Raw genomic sequence first — 15,879 nt, forward strand, 5'->3', positions numbered from 1 at the left:
TAATTACTCTCTCAACTTCCTTTTTCTCAACATCTGAATAACTATTAAGGGTAAAACGGGCATTTCTAATATAAAAACGATTTGCAAGATTTGGAGCTAACTCTTTAAAATCAGGACCATCCTCATCTAAAAGGACAAATTGTTTGAACTTGAGTGTGTCTCCACGCCCATTTTTTCCAATTCTGATCGGATTTATACCAATCCAAGTTACCTTACCCGAAATTCCTTTATCTCCTTTCCAAGGATGTATAGATCCTATACCGATAACAGCATCATAGTGCCAGTTTCTTATAGCCCCCATACAATCACTCTCCCCAAATACTCCATTTTCACTAGGATCCCCTGTATGAGTACGTTTATATACCAATACCTTCATTTATTAGTCTCCTTTTAAGACTTGAAACCATCTTAGGAATAGCATAGAGATACTTTATTTATGGGCTCTCAATGCGCCTCTTCCCAATTCATCCCCACACCCACCTCCGCCACCAGCGGCACTTTCAACATTCCTTCATCCACTTTCGCCATAATCTGCGGCAGTTTTTCTTTCACTAAATCCAGTTCGGCTTCGGGGACTTCCAGCACCAGTTCGTCATGCACCTGCATAATCAATTTGGTTTTCAGGCCGTCTAAATCCAACCAGCGGGACACGTCTATCATAGCACGTTTGATGAGGTCGGACGCGGTGCCCTGCATGGGGGCGTTGATGGCGGCGCGTTCGGCTCCGGCGCGGGCGTTGGCGTTTTTGTTGTGGATGTCGGGCAGGTAGAGGCGGCGGCCGAACAGGGTTTCGACAAAGCCTTGTGCGGCGGCTTGTTCTTTGGTGCGCTGCATGTATTCGGCGACGCCGGGATAGCGGGCGAAGTAGCGGTCGATAAAGTTTTTGGCGGAGATGTTGTCGATGCTCAATGATTTGGCAAGGCCGTATTGGCCCATGCCGTAAATCAGGCCGAAGTTGATGGTTTTGGCGTAGCGGCGTTGTTCGGACGAGACGTTTTCGGGGGCAGTGCCGAATACTTCGGCGGCGGTGCGGCGGTGTACGTCTTCGCCGTTTTGGAACGCGGCGATGAGGGTTTTGTCGCCGGAGAGGTGCGCCATGATGCGCAGCTCGATTTGGGAATAGTCGGCGGAAACGATGACGCTGCCTTGCGGTGCGGTGAAGGCGCGGCGCACGCGGCGGCCTTCGGCGGTGCGGATGGGGATGTTTTGCAGGTTGGGGTTGTTGCTGGCGAGGCGGCCGGTAATGGCGACGGCTTGGGCGTAAGTGGTATGCACGCGGCCGTCTTTGGGGGAAATCATTTCGGGCAGTTTGTCGGTATAGGTGGATTTGAGTTTCGCCAGGCTGCGGTTTTGCAGGATGATTTTGGGCAAGGGATAGTCGGGCGCGAGCTGTTCGAGCACGGCTTCGTTGGTGGAAATGCCGCCTTTGGCGGTTTTTTTCAGGCCTTTGGTGGGGATGCGCATTTTGTCGAACAGGATTTCTTGCAGCTGTTTGGGTGAGTTGAGGTTGAACGGCTGACCTGCGGCAGCGTAGGCTTCTTGTTCGAGCTTCATCAGCTCGGCGCCGAGTTCTGCGCTTTGGCGGGCGAGTTCGGCGCGGTCGATTTGTACGCCGTTGCGTTCCATTTCAAACAATACCTGCGCGACGGGCAGCTCCATTTTTTCATACATTTCAAGCTGTTTGGCGTCCATTTGCGCACGCAGGTGCGCTTCGAGGCGCAGGGCGAAATCAGCATCTTGGGCGGCGTATTCGGTCGCCTGCCCGATGGCGACATCGGCAAAACTGATTTGCTTCGCGCCTTTGCCGCACAGCGATTCGTAGGTAATGGTTTCCAAGCCGAGCCAGCGTTCGGACAACTCGTCCAAGCCATGTCCGAGATGGCTCTCGATGATATAGGAAGCGAGCATGGAATCGCCGGCAATGCCGTTCAGGGCGATGTCATAGTTGGCGAAAACATGTTGGTCGTATTTGAGGTTTTGCCCGATTTTTTTCAGGGCGGGATTTTCCAAATGCGGTTTCAGACGGCCTAATACGTCTTGTAAATCGAGCTGTTCGGGTGCGGCAGTCAGGCTGTGTCCTACGGGGATGTAAACCGCTTCGCCTGCTTGGAACGCGATGCTGATGCCAACCAGCGCGGCGTTCATCGCGTCTAATGACGTGGTTTCCGTATCGATGCCGATTTTGTCCGCCTGAGCCAGTTTGTTCAACAAGGCAGCAAACTGCGCTTCGGTGGTAACGGCTTGATAATCCAGTTTTTCAGGGGCTGGGGCAAGTTCGGGTTGTTTTTCAGGCTGTGTTTCCATCGCCAATGCAGCTTGTTCGCCGATATGCTCGCTGCCGAACAAATCAGTATTTTGCGCTTCGTGCATACGGCTTTCCGCCTCTTTCAGCCAAGTGCGGAAGCCCCAGCGTTTGAAATCGACAACCAGTTGCGCCCATTTAGGCGTAGTACGGCGCAGACTTTCGAGGCCGTCTGAAAGCTCTGTGTGCAAGTCCACATCGGTTTTAATCGTTACCAAATCATACGACAGCGGCAGTTGTTCCAAAGCGGCTTGCAGGTTTTCGCCGACCTTGCCTTTGACTTCGCCAGCGTGCTCCATCACTCCAGCCAGCGAGCCGTAGGCTTCCAGCCACTTCACCGCGGTTTTTGGGCCGCATTTTTCCACGCCCGGCACGTTGTCCACCTTGTCGCCCATCAGCGCGAGATAATCGCGGATTTGGTCGGGGCGCACGCCGAATTTCTCCTTTACGCCTTCAATGTCCAGCGTTTCGCCGCTCATCGTGTTCACCAGCGTTACATGTTCGTTCACCAGTTGCGCCATATCCTTATCGCCGGTGGATACCACCACATTCCAACCCGCTTCGCCTGCCATCGCCGCCAGCGTGCCGATAACGTCGTCCGCTTCGACTTGCGGAATTACCAGCACCGGCCAGCCCATCAGCCGCACCAAATCCGGTAAGGCTTCCGCCTGCGGGCGCAAATCGTCCGGCATCGGCGGGCGCGTCGCCTTATAGTCGGGGAACATCTCGTGGCGGAAATTCTTACCCTTCGCATCAAACACCACCGCGCAATAATCGTGCACATAATCCGCCCGCAGCCGGCGCAGCATGTTCAACACGCCATACATCGCCCCAGTCGGCGCACCGTCGGGCGCAGACAAATTCTGCCCCATGGCATGATAGGCGCGGTAAAGATAAGAAGAGCCGTCAACGAGAAGGAGTGTGGGTTTATTGGACATAGAGAACCTGCTGTGTGTATGAAAATAATTTACGGATTATAAAGGAAAAGGCCGTCTGAAAACCGAAAATAAGGTTTCAGACGGCCTGATGTTTACATAAATATACGGTTTTAAGTATTGCGCCGCAGAATCCCATCTTGTATATTTGTATTCAAATGAATACAAAACAAATCAAACGAATATGAATGCAACGAACCGTATCCCAATTAGTGTGCGCATCACTCAGGAAGATGCTGATTTTATTGCCGAACTAAAAATTGAAGGAGCGAATACGCCGTCTGAAAAAATCCGCGAATTGCTCAAGCTGGCGCGCTTGGCGCATACGCAGACACGCGATTACAGCTCCGCACTGACGGCGCAGGAGCAGTTTTTCCAAGCAGCAAAACACGAAATCTTGCACGCTGAAAAACAGGCCGGAGTGCATTCGCATATCGTGGCGAGGTTGTTTGAGCAGCTGCCCGACTTGGGCGCAACACTCGCCGCCGACCTGCCCGAAGAAGCTGATCTCGACGATTTGAAAAAATACGAGCGCGAACTGATGTGGCGCATCGTCCGCCTCACCGACAGCATCTTGCAGCTCGCCATAACCGGCAAAGGCGCGGCATACGACGATACCGTGTTGCAACAGCTTGAAAACACTTTGAAACTGGCAAAGATTGTACAACAGGCAAATGAAGTTTAAGGCCGTCTGAACAACGCCCCTTCCCCCATTCCTAAATACCAATGCTCAACATCGAAGACAGAAGCGACAAGATGGAAAAATGGATAGCAGAAGCATACGAATTATTTGCACCTTACAGCGTGCGCTTCCCGCTGAATATCTGCACTTGCAATAGCTGTTCTCCCGAGGATTTCCAACAGACGTTGTTGGAATATCCGTTACGCGAAATTCCTACCGATATGTTGCAGGCGTATTTGGGCAGCGTGCCTTTGGACAAAGGAGCTGCGACGGCTTTAGACATGAAACATTTTCTGCCGCGTATTTTGCAGGCTTTGGTCAACGAGGAAGATGTCCGATCGCTTGATGAAACGTTGCTCGATAAGTTGCGTTGCGATTTGCCCGAATGCTGGACAAAAGAAGAAATCGATTGGTTAAAACGTTTCGCCGCCGCTTGGTTTGACTCGCAACTGACCGCGCCACGCTATGAAGGCTGCTTAGTCGTTTGGCTGAATATGTTTCAATTTTCCGGATTGGATGTTGTCGACGAACTGCTGGCAGTATGGACGGAACAAGCGGATAAAACGGCAGCTTTACGCGAATTTATCGACTTGTACTTAGAAATTCCGTATGGAAGCGACAAGCCGGATTGGTACAAAGTCTGCTATCTGCCCGAGCATTGTCCGAATAGAAAGCAATTCGACGCCCAACTGTCGGCTTGGTTTACCCACCCGGATACCCGCGCCACATTCAGACGAGCTTTAGAACAAGCCCTGCTGGAAGGCAAAGAAGACGAAAACGAAACATTGTCATGGGAGCAATGTTACGACTGGTTGGTACAATCGGATGCCGGCTAAACACAAAATTTCTCATGATTTCATAAAGAAAGGAAAATCTAAATGAGCGAAACCCTATCCCGCCGAGTAGGCCGTCTGGTAAGCGGCGGTTTTCATGCCCTGATTGATGCGGCGGAAAACCTTGCGCCTGAAGCGGTTATGAACGAAAGCATCCGCGAAATCGAGCGTGCAGTAGATGAAGTGCGTGCTGAGTTGGGCAAAGTGTTGGCGCAGAAACATCTTGCCGCCAAGAAAATGGCCGATGAAAGTAACCGCCATGAAACCATCGATGCCAATCTGCAAGCCGCCGTAGATGCCGGTCGCGATGATCTTGCCGAAGCAGGTATCGCCGAGCAGATGGACATCGAAGCGCGTCTGCCCATCTTGGAAAACACCATTGCCGATTGTGCCGCACAAGAAAAAGAGCTCGAAGGCTTTATCGCCGCCCTGCAGGCGAAAAAGCGCGAGATGCAGCAGCAGTTGCAAGACTGGCGTGCCGCACAGCAAAGCATGGGCACAGGCAAAACAGCCAGTGGCAACGGCAGCGACCTCAACCGCATTGCCCGTGATGCCGAAAAAAGCGGCAATGCCTTCGACCGTGTGATGGGTCGCCAAAACTCGGTACACAGCAGCACTGATGCGGCGCAGTTGGCAAAGCTGAAAGAACTGGAAGACTTAAGCCGTAACAACCGCATTGCCGAAAGATTGGCGGCATTGAAAGCGAAATCATAAGCCATATTGAGAAAATCGCGGTTTCAGACGGCTTCTATCTTCACGGGGCCGTCTGAAAAAAGAAAACCATACACACCTCAATAACAAAAAGATGACGGATTGGGAAAAATCCTGTCAGTTACGACAAATTAATAAAAATACCCATATCCAATCGGCTTAACTTTAAAATAAAATATATGCCGTCTGAAAATTAAAAAGAATAAGGAAATGCAATATGTGGAATCTAATCAACGCCCCCGAAACTGAAATCTTCGGCATTGCCATTGCGCTGATGGTTTTGCTCGGTGTGTTTGAAGTCATTTCCATGCTGGCAGGCGGTATTAGCGACTGGTTGGACAACCTGTTGCCCGACAGCCTGACCGAAACTGCGCACGCCGAGGTCGGATTGGATGTGGCGGACGCAGGCATATTCGTGCGTTTCCTGAGCTGGCTGTATGTCGGACGTATCCCGGTATTGATGTTGATGGTGGTGTTCCTTGCCGTATACGGACTGACGGGCTATCTGTTTCAGACGGCCTTTGCCACTGTATTCGGCAGTTATCTGAATGGCACGCTGGCAGCAGTCATCGTTTGGTTTCTTTCCCTGCCCTTAGTGCGGATAACAGCTAGCGGTTTGTACAAAATTATGCCGAAAGATGAAACCACTGCCGTTTCGCAGGAAAGTTTAATCGGCCGCGTCGGCACGGTGGTGTTGGGCGAAGCTCGGGTAGGCAATGCGGCGCAGGTGCGCGTGAAAGATACTTACGGCCAACAGCATTATGTGATGGTAGAGCCTGACTCTGAAGATGTATTGAAACAAGGTGATGCAGTATTGCTGGTGTCGTTGGATGGAAATACATTTAAAGCAATTTTGAATCCGAGCGGCAGCTTGGTTGATTAAGGCCGTCTGAAACCACTGATTTATCGATACGGTAAAAATAGATACTTCACCGCCCTATCCTCACCATCTAGAAATTTGAAATAACAATTAGAAAAAACAACCACCCTATTATTTCAACCCATATTTTTAACCCTTTCAGACGGCCTCCTTCCCTCAAAGCCTTCTGAATCCACCGCCCCAAAGGCATATTAACAAGAAGAAAGGAAAAACCATGAATTTGGTCTCCATCGGCACTATCGCCGGCGTCATACTCGTCGCGCTGTTTGTACTCGGCCTCATCCTGACCCGTCTGTATCGCCGTGCCAGCAAAGAAGTTTCATTTGTCCGCACCGGTTTTGGTGGTGAAAAAGTCATCATGAACGGCGGTGCGATGGTGCTGCCCGTATTGCACGAAATCATCCCCGTCAACATGAATACACTGCGCCTTGAAGTGCGCCGCGCTGCCCAACAAGCGCTGATTACCCGCGACCGTATGCGCGTTGACGTAATGGCTGAATTTTACGTCCGCGTTAAACCCAGCGCCGAGAGCATTGCGACCGCCGCACAAACGCTGGGTATGAAAACCATGTCTCCCGATGAGCTGAAAGACCTCGTCGAAGGTAAATTCGTTGACGCCCTGCGCGCCGTTGCCGCTGAAATGGCAATGGAAGAATTGCATGAGAAACGTGTTGATTTCGTTCAGAAAGTACAACAAGTCGTGAGCGAAGACTTGTTTAAAAACGGTCTCGAACTCGAAACCGTTTCCCTGACCGGCCTCGACCAAACCAGCTTTGAGTTCTTTAACCCGCAAAACGCCTTTGACGCGGAAGGTTTGACCAAACTGACCGAAACCATTGAAGGCCGCCGCAAAAAACGTAACGAAATCGAACAAGACACCGACTTGGCAATTAAAACCAAAAACCTCGAAGCCGAACAACAACGCCTGAAAATCTCACGCGAAGAAGAATACGCCAAACTCGAACAAGAGCGTGAAATTGCCGTCCGCCGCGCCGAACAAGAGGCCAGCATTGCCGAACAAGAATCTCAGAAAAAACGTGAAGCGGAAGAAGCCAAAATTGCCGCTGAACGCGAAGTGGATTTGAAACGTATTGCCGCCGAACGCGACATTAAAAACGAAGACATTAGAAAAGCCCAAGCCGTTGAACAGGCAGAGGTTGAACGTCGCAAAGCCATCGAATTGGCCGAGCAAGACCGCGCCATCGCCGTTGCTGAAAAATCGCGTGCCGAATCCGAAGCAAAAGCCGAAGCCGACAAAGCCCGTGCCGCCGCTGTTCGTGAAGAAGAAAGCGTGATTACCGTACGCGAAACCGAACGCGCCGAGCGTGCCAAAGCAGTTGAGTTGATTGCCGCAGAAGAAGCTGCGCAAAAAGATGCGATTTCGCTCACTGTTGCCGCTGAAGCTGAAAAACAAGCTGCACAAGACCGCGCTGAAGCCGTGCGTATCGCCGCCGAAGCCGAAGCCGAGAAACAACGCCTTCAAGCCAAAGGTGAAGCCGATGCCAAGATTCTGTTGGCGCAAGCGCAAGAGCAACAATACAAGGTTGACGCTGAAGGTACCCGCGCTGTGAACGAAGCTGCCAACGTCCTGAGCGTTGAACAGGTTGAAATGCAAGTCCGCCTTGCCCTCTTAAAACACCTGCCGGACATCATCCGCGAATCCGTCCGCCCAATGGAAAAAATCGAAGACATCAAGATTTTGCAGGTCAATGGTCTGGGTGGCTTTGCCAGTGGTGCAAACGGTACGGAAGGTGTTTCAGACGGCCAAACCACACAAGCCAGCCTTGCAGACCAAATGGTCAACAGCGCCCTGCGCTACCGCAGCCAAGCCCCGTTGGTCGACGGTCTCTTGAAAGAGTTAGGACTGAATGGTGGCGACATCAACGGTCTGACCCAAGGACTGGATAAAACCATCGACCAATCATAAACAGATACAATCATAATGGTGTAAAGGCCGTCTGAAACTTTTCAGACGGCCTTTTTTGTATGCGACTCAGAAAAACTTTAATATTTTCAATACTGATAAATTCAATACTATTGCGGTTGCAATAAATTAGGAATCATCCAATCTATTTTTTGAGGATAAAAAAGATTGGGTGGACTATTTTAAATGTGAATCACAAGGCTAACTGCTTCAATAATGATCCATCAACAATTTAATCATAAAAGCTAGTTCTACCGTTCCGATTTCAAACTTGCCATCTACTCATCTATCGACATTCCAATACCAAGCTGCTTATCTTCAGGCAAATAAAAAAGCACAACATTTCGTTGTGCTTTTTCTCGATGAACCCACATTACTTGTTTTTTTGCGAACGAAGGTAGTCCAAAGTTTTCAGCTGGGCAATGGCTGCTGCCAATGCTTTGTGCGCTTCGGCCAGAGATTTATCATCTTTGGCTGCAGAAACACCTGCCTCGGCTGCTTTTTTAGCTGCTTCAGCACGCGCCTGATCCATTTCTGTACTGCGGACGGCAACGTCTGCCAATACGGTAATCTTGTCAGGCTGTACTTCTAAAACACCGCCGGAAACAGCAACCAGTACTTCTTCAGCTTCACCCGGAACAGTCAAACGCAATGCGCCGGGGCGTACCAAACTCATAATCGGCTCGTGTCGTGGATAAATACCAAGCTCACCCTGAACGGTCGGAACCACCACAAAGCTGGCTTCGCCCGAATAGATATTTTGCTCGCTACTGACCACTTCAACTTGCATGACGCTCATGCCGACCTCCTTAGTTTAAGGTTTTCGCTTTCTCAACTGCTTCTTCGATGCCGCCTACCATGTAGAACGCTTGTTCAGGCAGATGGTCGTATTCGCCGTTCAAGATGGCTTTAAAGCCGGCAATGGTATCGCGCAGGGCGACATATTTGCCTGGAGAACCTGTAAACACTTCTGCAACGTGGAACGGTTGAGACAGGAAGCGTTGGATTTTACGGGCACGCATTACAGTCAGTTTGTCTTCGTCAGACAATTCGTCCATACCCAGAATGGCGATAATGTCGCGCAATTCTTTGTATTTTTGCAGAGTGGACTGTACACCGCGCGCTACGTCGTAGTGCTCTTGACCCAATACCATCGGATCCAATTGGCGTGAAGTAGAGTCAAGCGGGTCAACTGCCGGGTAAATACCCAAAGATGCAATATCACGGCTCAATACGACGGTCGCGTCCAAGTGGGCGAAAGTTGTCGCTGGAGACGGGTCAGTCAAGTCATCCGCAGGTACATATACGGCTTGGATGGAAGTAATGGAACCGGTTTGGGTAGAGGTAATACGCTCTTGCAAACGACCCATTTCTTCAGCCAATGTCGGTTGGTAACCCACTGCAGAAGGCATACGGCCCAACAGTGCAGATACTTCGGTACCGGCCAGAGTGTAACGGTAGATGTTGTCAACGAAGAATAATACGTCGCGACCTTTACCGTTTTCGTCTTTTTCGTCACGGAAGTATTCGGCCATAGTCAAACCGGTCAAAGCAACGCGCAGACGGTTGCCCGGAGGTTCGTTCATTTGTCCATACACCATGGCTACTTTATCCAATACGTTGGAATCTTTCATCTCGTGGTAGAAGTCGTTACCTTCACGGGTACGTTCACCCACACCTGCGAACACGGACAGACCGCTGTGCGCTTTGGCGATGTTGTTGATCAATTCCATCATGTTCACGGTTTTGCCCACACCGGCACCACCGAACAGACCTACTTTACCGCCCTTAGCAAACGGACACAGCAAGTCGATCACTTTAATACCGGTTTCCAACAATTCGGTAGTTGAAGACAACTCATCGAATTTCGGAGCAGTTTGGTGAATGGCGCGGCTCTTGTCGGTATCGATCGGACCTGCTTCATCAACAGGCGTACCCAATACGTCGACAATACGACCCAATGTACCTTTACCTACCGGCACAGTGATTGGCGCACCAGTATTGCTTACAGACATGCCGCGTTTCAGGCCGTCTGAACTACCCATTGCAATAGTACGGACAACGCCGTCACCCAGAAGCTGTTGAACTTCCAGAGTCAGACCGTTCTCGTCCAATTTTAGGGCATCGTAAACATGCGGGATAGCGTCGCGTGGGAATTCCACGTCAACCACCGCACCAATAACTTGTACGATTTTGCCTTGGCTCATTATCGTATCCTAATTTCCTGTTCAGGCTTCAGACGGCATTAAACTGCCGCCGCACCTGCTACAATTTCTGACAATTCTGTGGTAATCGCGGCTTGACGCGATTTGTTGTACACCAAGCGCAATTCTTTGATAGCATTGCCTGCGTTGTCGGTTGCGGCTTTCATCGCTACCATACGCGCGGCTTGTTCAGATGCCATGTTGTCGCTCAATGCCTGATAAACCACAGACTCTAAATAGCGGCGAACCAAATATTCCAATACGGCGATAGGACTCGGCTCGTAGAGGTATTCCCAAGTAAATGAAGAATGACCTGTTCCGTCGTCAATAACGTTTTCACCGATAGGCAGCAAAACTTCCATACGCGGCTCTTGGCGCATTGTATTGACGAAACGTGAATAAACCATATGGATACGGTCTAATTCATGCTTCTCATAACGTTGGAAGATTTCGGTCAGAGGGCCGAGCAGCAATTCCATTTTTGGGGTATCGCCCAAATTGGTTGCGCTGGCAATAACATTCAAACCGATGCTTTGGCATGCAGCCAAACCTTTGCTACCTAGGCACACGACTTCGACTTCGATGCCTTGTTCCTGATACTCTTGAACTTGCGCCAAAAACTTTTTCAGTACGTTTGCGTTCAAGCCACCGCACAAACCTTTATCCGAGGTAATCAAAATGAAACCAGCACGACGCACTTCGCGGTGCGGCTCCAACAATTTGATACCATGATCGGCATTAGTCTGTGCAAGATGGCTCATCACTGTACGCACTTTTTCGGCGTACGGACGCGCTAAGCGCATCCGGTCTTGAGTCTTCCGCATTTTAGAGGTCGACACCATTTGCATCGCTTTAGTGATCTTTTGGGTATTTTGAACACTACGGATTTTGGTGAGAATCTCTTTTCCGACTGCCATTTCAGACTCCTTTCATCTCAATACTTATGCTTGGTAAGCGTAAGAAGATTTGAAAGATTTCATGGCTTCGGTCAATGCTTTTTCGCTTTCGTCAGACATTGCGCCTGATGCATTAATCGCTTCCAGAACCTCAGGATGTTGCGTACGTACGAAACTCAAGAATTCTGCTTCGAAAGCCAAGGCTTTGGATACCGGAACATCTGCGTAAGAACCGTTGTTGATCGCCCACAAAGTCAATGCCATTTCGGCAGTGTTCAATGTGCTGAATTGTTTTTGTTTCATCAATTCAGTAACTACTTCACCGTGTTGCAGCTGTTTGCGTGTTGCTTCGTCCAAATCGGAAGCAAATTGCGAGAACGCTGCCAATTCACGGTACTGTGCCAACGCCAAACGGATACCGCCACCCAGTTTTTTGATGACTTTGGTTTGTGCTGCACCACCTACGCGCGATACGGAAATACCGGCATTGATTGCAGGACGAATACCAGCGTTGAACAAGTCGGTCTCCAAGAAGATTTGGCCGTCTGTAATCGAGATTACGTTGGTTGGTACGAATGCTGATACGTCACCGGCTTGGGTTTCAATAATTGGCAACGCAGTCAGAGAACCGGTTTTGCCTTTTACTTCGCCATTAGTCAGTTTTTCAACTTCGTTTTCGCTGACACGGGCTGCACGTTCCAACAGACGGGAGTGCAGATAGAATACGTCGCCAGGATATGCTTCACGGCCAGGAGGACGGCGCAACAACAGAGAAATTTGACGGTATGCAACGGCTTGTTTAGACAAGTCATCGTATACGATCAACGCATCTTCACCACGGTCACGGAAGAATTCACCCATGGTACAACCGGAGTAAGGAGCGATGTATTGCAGTGCAGCGGCTTCAGAAGCAGTTGCAGCAACCACGATGGTATGCTCCATCGCGCCATGCTCTTCCAATTTGCGTACTACGTTGGCAATAGAAGATGCTTTTTGACCGATAGCCACATAGATACAGATAACGCCTGTACCTTTTTGGTTAACGATGGCATCCAGTGCTACGGCAGTTTTACCGGTTTGACGGTCACCAATAATCAGCTCACGTTGGCCACGACCAACCGGAACCATAGAGTCAATAGCTTTCAGGCCGGTTTGCATTGGTTGGTCAACCGATTTACGCGCAATCACACCTGGTGCAATTTTCTCGATTGGAGCAGTCAATGTTGTGTTGATTGGACCTTTACCATCGATAGGACGACCCAATGCATCAACCACGCGGCCAACCAGTTCGCGACCTATCGGCACTTCCAAAATACGGCCGGTACAGGTAACTGTATCGCCTTCTTTAATGTGTTCGTACTCACCCAACACTACGGCACCGACGGAGTCTCGCTCCAAGTTCATGGCCAGACCGAAAGTGTTACCGGGGAATTCGAGCATCTCACCTTGCATCGCGTCTGACAAGCCATGAATGCGCACAATGCCGTCTGTAACAGAAACAACGGTACCACGGGTACGCACTTCTGCATTGACGGACAGATTTTCGATTTTGGCTTTAATCAAATCGCTAATTTCAGCAGGATTAAGCTGCATGAAAACTCTCCTAATTTGTCATAGTCGCATACAAAGCATTCAGTTTGCCTTGTACGGACAAATCCAAGACCTGATCACCCACTTCTACTTTAATGCCGCCGATTAATTCAGGGGCAACTTTAGTTACCACATCCAATTTGCTGTTGAAGCGTTTTGTCAGGATATCGGTAACATCGGCCAGCTGCTGAGAACTGAGCTCATACGCGCTGTAAATTACGGCCGATTTCGTATTGTTGTGTATCAAGGTCAAATCTTGATATTGGGCATAAATTTCCGGCAATACCAGCAAACGCTTTTGCTCGGCCAAAACGGTAATAAAATTTGCCAATTCGACATTTTTGATACCGACAAGACCTTTAAGCGTTTCTGCTTTTTCGGAAGCTCCCGTTTCCGGCTGCTCGATGAAAGCAATGACTTTCTCATCCTGAACAACCGCTGCGAGTTCTTTCAGTTCGCCCAACCAAGACTCGATTTGGTTTTTTTCCTGAGCCAGACTAAACAATGCTTTCGCATAAGGTCTGGCAATCGTTGCGAACTCTGCCATAAGATTACAGCTCCTGTTTTAAGGTACTGAGCAAATCTGCATGTTTGGAAGCATCAACTTCCTTACGCAAGATAGATTCCGCACCTTTAACAGCCAGTGTAGCAACCTGTTCGCGCAACACTTCGCGTGCACGGTTAACTTCTTGCTCCACATCAGCTTTTGCTTGGGCTGCAATGCGTGCTGCTTCATGAGAAGCTTGCTCTTTGGCTTCTTCTACAATTTTTGCAGCACGTTTTTCGGCGTTGGCAACCATTTCGGTTACCTGATTACGCCCTTCGGCCATAAGTTCTGCAACTTTTTTCTCTGCCTGCTCAAAATCGCTCTTACCGCGCTCGGCAGCAGCCAAGCCCTCGGCGATTTTTGCGGCACGCTCATCCAATGCTTTGGCAATCGGAGGCCATACGAATTTCATCGTAAACCAAACCAAGCCAAAGAAAACTAGGATTTGCGCAAATAAGGTTGCATTAATATTCACGTTACTTAACCTTCGTATCTGGGTTAATCAAACAGACCATAAGCCTGTATCTGAACGGATCGCTCCGTCTTGATTACGCAGCACCAAACGGGTTAACGAAGGCGAACAACAGGGCAATAGCCACACCGATCAAGAAGGCCGCGTCGATCAGACCAGCGATCAAGAACAGTTTGGTTTGCAGAGGACCGATCAGCTCAGGTTGGCGAGCAGAAGATTCCAAGTATTTAGAACCAACCATTGCGATACCGATAGAGGCACCCAATGCGCCCAAGGCAACGATCAAACCACATGCGATAGCAATCAAACCCATTTTTAAACTCCTTAAAATAGTAAAGGTTAAACTACAAAAAACAAACTACAAAAAAACTACTTGATTAGTGTGCATCATGCGCCTGTCCGATATATACGAACGCCAACGCCATGAAAATAAATGCCTGCAAGGTGATAACCAAAATGTGGAAAATCGCCCAAGCCAAACCGGCAATCAGATGGAACACAAACAAAATTGGATCCAAAGTTTCGATGCTGCCGGTTGATGCCCATGCACCACCCAACAAAGCAATCAGCAAAAACACCAGCTCACCGGCATACATATTACCAAACAACCGCATACCGTGGGATACGGTTTTGGACAAGAACTCTACCAAGTTCAACAAGAAGTTGGCCGGAGCAAGCATTGGACCAAAAGGCGCGCTGAACAATTCGTGAATCCAACCACCAAAGCCTTTGATTTTGATATTGTAATAAATACATACCAACAATACGCCAATTGCCAAAGCCAAAGTAGTATTCAAGTCAGCAGTCGGTACGACACGCAACAGTGCATGATGGTTACCAGTAATGCCTTGCCATACCATCGGCAGCAAATCAACCGGCAACATATCCATGGCGTTCATCAGGAAAATCCAGACAAACAAGGTCAAGCCCAAAGGTGCAACAGCTTTACGCGATTGTTCGTTATGGATAATGCTCTTACACATGTTATCCACGAATTCGAACAGAATTTCAACAGCCGCCTGAAAACGACCGGGTACGCCAGCAGTTGCTTTTTTGGCCCCACGCCACAAAAGGAAGCTGCCGATTACGCCCAACAGAACGGCAAAAAAGATTGCATCAAGGTTAATGAACGAAAAATCAGCAATGTTTTTCAGTCCTTGACCCTGAGTAACATCCGACATACTGGTCAAGCTTTGCAAGTGGTGCTTGATGTAGTCGGCAGCGGTCATAGTTTCACCTGCCATAGTGTTTCACTCTCAACAATACTAAAAAAACCAAATGACTGACGCCAAGAAACGCCAATAAAAATGGGTAAAATACCAGTGATCGATGCCATATCGCAAAAACGACCGACATAGATACCAGCGACAGCACTACTTTTAAAACCTCTCCGCCAATAAACATCGAACTTTGCAGATCGGGATTTCGTCGGGAAAACTTTAAAAGTAAAACTGCAACTAGGGTAGGCAAAATATACGAAAATCCTCCCGCCAAAGCAGAGAGGAAGCCGGGCAATCCGGAAAATAACGCACAAACAACTGAAATTATTAACAATACAATCACTTGCAATGGGACTATCTGATTCATTGTACTTCGCACCCCAAAACGCAAGGTAAATTAATATAATCAAGAAGTTTGTTAACGTCAAGCAATATGTTAATCTTTGTGAACCTTTCACAAATAAATGATTAACACATATAAAACAAATCATTGCTGGAACGGAGTTTAACACAAATTACATGTTGCTACACAGATTTTACAGAAGATTTTGATTTGTATTGTAAGCATCTGTACGACCAGTCCTTTTATCAAAAATTCAGGCCGTCTGAAAATTTTTTCAGACGGCCTGTTTATAAAACCGTTAAAACTCTTGATTAATGCCTAACTGTTCAGTAGATATTCG

16 protein-coding genes are annotated in these 15,879 nt (G+C 48.9%); 5 read left to right on the forward strand and 11 right to left on the reverse strand.

The window, feature by feature from the left end; all coding sequences use genetic code 11:
• Both Q1M25_RS03695 and polA read right to left on the reverse strand, forming a co-directional pair.
• Positions 1–376 (reverse strand): hypothetical protein (locus Q1M25_RS03695; RefSeq protein WP_300481897.1); only part of this gene is annotated, 376 nt, incomplete at its 3' end.
• A 68-nt stretch (positions 377–444) separates the two neighbouring features.
• Positions 445–3,240, reverse strand: a complete 2,796-nt coding sequence (polA, locus tag Q1M25_RS03700) for a DNA polymerase I (protein WP_300481899.1) — start codon at positions 3,238–3,240, stop codon at positions 445–447.
• Between the two features lie 181 nt (positions 3,241–3,421).
• On the opposite strand from polA, the gene Q1M25_RS03705 reads away from it, so the two are divergent.
• From Q1M25_RS03705 to Q1M25_RS03725, 5 genes are all read left to right on the forward strand, one after another.
• Positions 3,422–3,922 carry a hypothetical protein gene (locus Q1M25_RS03705; RefSeq protein ID WP_300481901.1) on the forward strand — a complete coding sequence of 167 codons (501 nt, stop codon included), beginning with the start codon at positions 3,422–3,424 and terminating at the stop codon, positions 3,920–3,922.
• A gap of 41 nt (positions 3,923–3,963) precedes the next feature.
• Positions 3,964–4,755 carry a hypothetical protein gene (locus Q1M25_RS03710; RefSeq protein WP_300481903.1) on the forward strand — a complete coding sequence of 264 codons (792 nt, stop codon included), beginning with the start codon at positions 3,964–3,966 and terminating at the stop codon, positions 4,753–4,755.
• A gap of 42 nt (positions 4,756–4,797) precedes the next feature.
• Complete coding sequence (locus Q1M25_RS03715) at positions 4,798–5,466, forward strand: PspA/IM30 family protein (RefSeq protein WP_300481905.1); 669 nt, start codon at positions 4,798–4,800, stop codon at positions 5,464–5,466.
• A gap of 214 nt (positions 5,467–5,680) precedes the next feature.
• Positions 5,681–6,346: a YqiJ family protein gene (locus Q1M25_RS03720; protein ID WP_300481907.1), complete on the forward strand. Its 666-nt coding sequence runs from the start codon at positions 5,681–5,683 to the stop codon at positions 6,344–6,346.
• A gap of 211 nt (positions 6,347–6,557) precedes the next feature.
• Positions 6,558–8,270: a flotillin domain-containing protein gene (locus tag Q1M25_RS03725; RefSeq protein WP_300481909.1), complete on the forward strand. Its 1,713-nt coding sequence runs from the start codon at positions 6,558–6,560 to the stop codon at positions 8,268–8,270.
• 370 nt (positions 8,271–8,640) lie between these two features.
• Here Q1M25_RS03725 and Q1M25_RS03730 read toward each other — a convergent pair whose 3' ends face one another.
• The 9 genes from Q1M25_RS03730 to Q1M25_RS03770 form a co-directional block, all read right to left on the reverse strand.
• Positions 8,641–9,066, reverse strand: a complete 426-nt coding sequence (locus tag Q1M25_RS03730) for a F0F1 ATP synthase subunit epsilon (protein WP_004519002.1) — start codon at positions 9,064–9,066, stop codon at positions 8,641–8,643.
• A 10-nt stretch (positions 9,067–9,076) separates the two neighbouring features.
• Entirely contained in the window at positions 9,077–10,474 is a 1,398-nt protein-coding gene (gene atpD / locus Q1M25_RS03735; RefSeq protein WP_003748111.1) for a F0F1 ATP synthase subunit beta, read from the reverse strand.
• 38 nt (positions 10,475–10,512) lie between these two features.
• Entirely contained in the window at positions 10,513–11,388 is an 876-nt protein-coding gene (atpG, locus tag Q1M25_RS03740) for a F0F1 ATP synthase subunit gamma (RefSeq protein ID WP_004519003.1), read from the reverse strand.
• A gap of 24 nt (positions 11,389–11,412) precedes the next feature.
• Complete coding sequence (gene atpA, locus Q1M25_RS03745; RefSeq protein ID WP_003676111.1) at positions 11,413–12,960, reverse strand: F0F1 ATP synthase subunit alpha; 1,548 nt, start codon at positions 12,958–12,960, stop codon at positions 11,413–11,415.
• Between the two features lie 10 nt (positions 12,961–12,970).
• Positions 12,971–13,504: a F0F1 ATP synthase subunit delta gene (locus Q1M25_RS03750; protein ID WP_003683778.1), complete on the reverse strand. Its 534-nt coding sequence runs from the start codon at positions 13,502–13,504 to the stop codon at positions 12,971–12,973.
• Positions 13,505–13,508: 4 nt separating this feature from the next.
• Entirely contained in the window at positions 13,509–13,979 is a 471-nt protein-coding gene (locus tag Q1M25_RS03755) for a F0F1 ATP synthase subunit B (RefSeq protein WP_004464459.1), read from the reverse strand.
• A 73-nt stretch (positions 13,980–14,052) separates the two neighbouring features.
• Entirely contained in the window at positions 14,053–14,289 is a 237-nt protein-coding gene (gene atpE, locus Q1M25_RS03760) for a F0F1 ATP synthase subunit C (protein ID WP_003676106.1), read from the reverse strand.
• 64 nt (positions 14,290–14,353) lie between these two features.
• On the reverse strand, positions 14,354–15,220 hold the full coding sequence (gene atpB / locus Q1M25_RS03765) for a F0F1 ATP synthase subunit A (RefSeq protein WP_254324362.1): 867 nt from the start codon (positions 15,218–15,220) through the stop codon (positions 14,354–14,356).
• Positions 15,210–15,563, reverse strand: a complete 354-nt coding sequence (locus tag Q1M25_RS03770) for an ATP synthase subunit I (protein WP_222570738.1) — start codon at positions 15,561–15,563, stop codon at positions 15,210–15,212. Before Q1M25_RS03770 ends, atpB begins: the two co-directional genes overlap by 11 nt.
• Between the last annotated feature and the right edge of the window lie 316 nt (positions 15,564–15,879).

It is taken from the genome of uncultured Neisseria sp. (assembly GCF_951230505.1).
Lineage (GTDB): Bacteria > Pseudomonadota > Gammaproteobacteria > Burkholderiales > Neisseriaceae > Neisseria.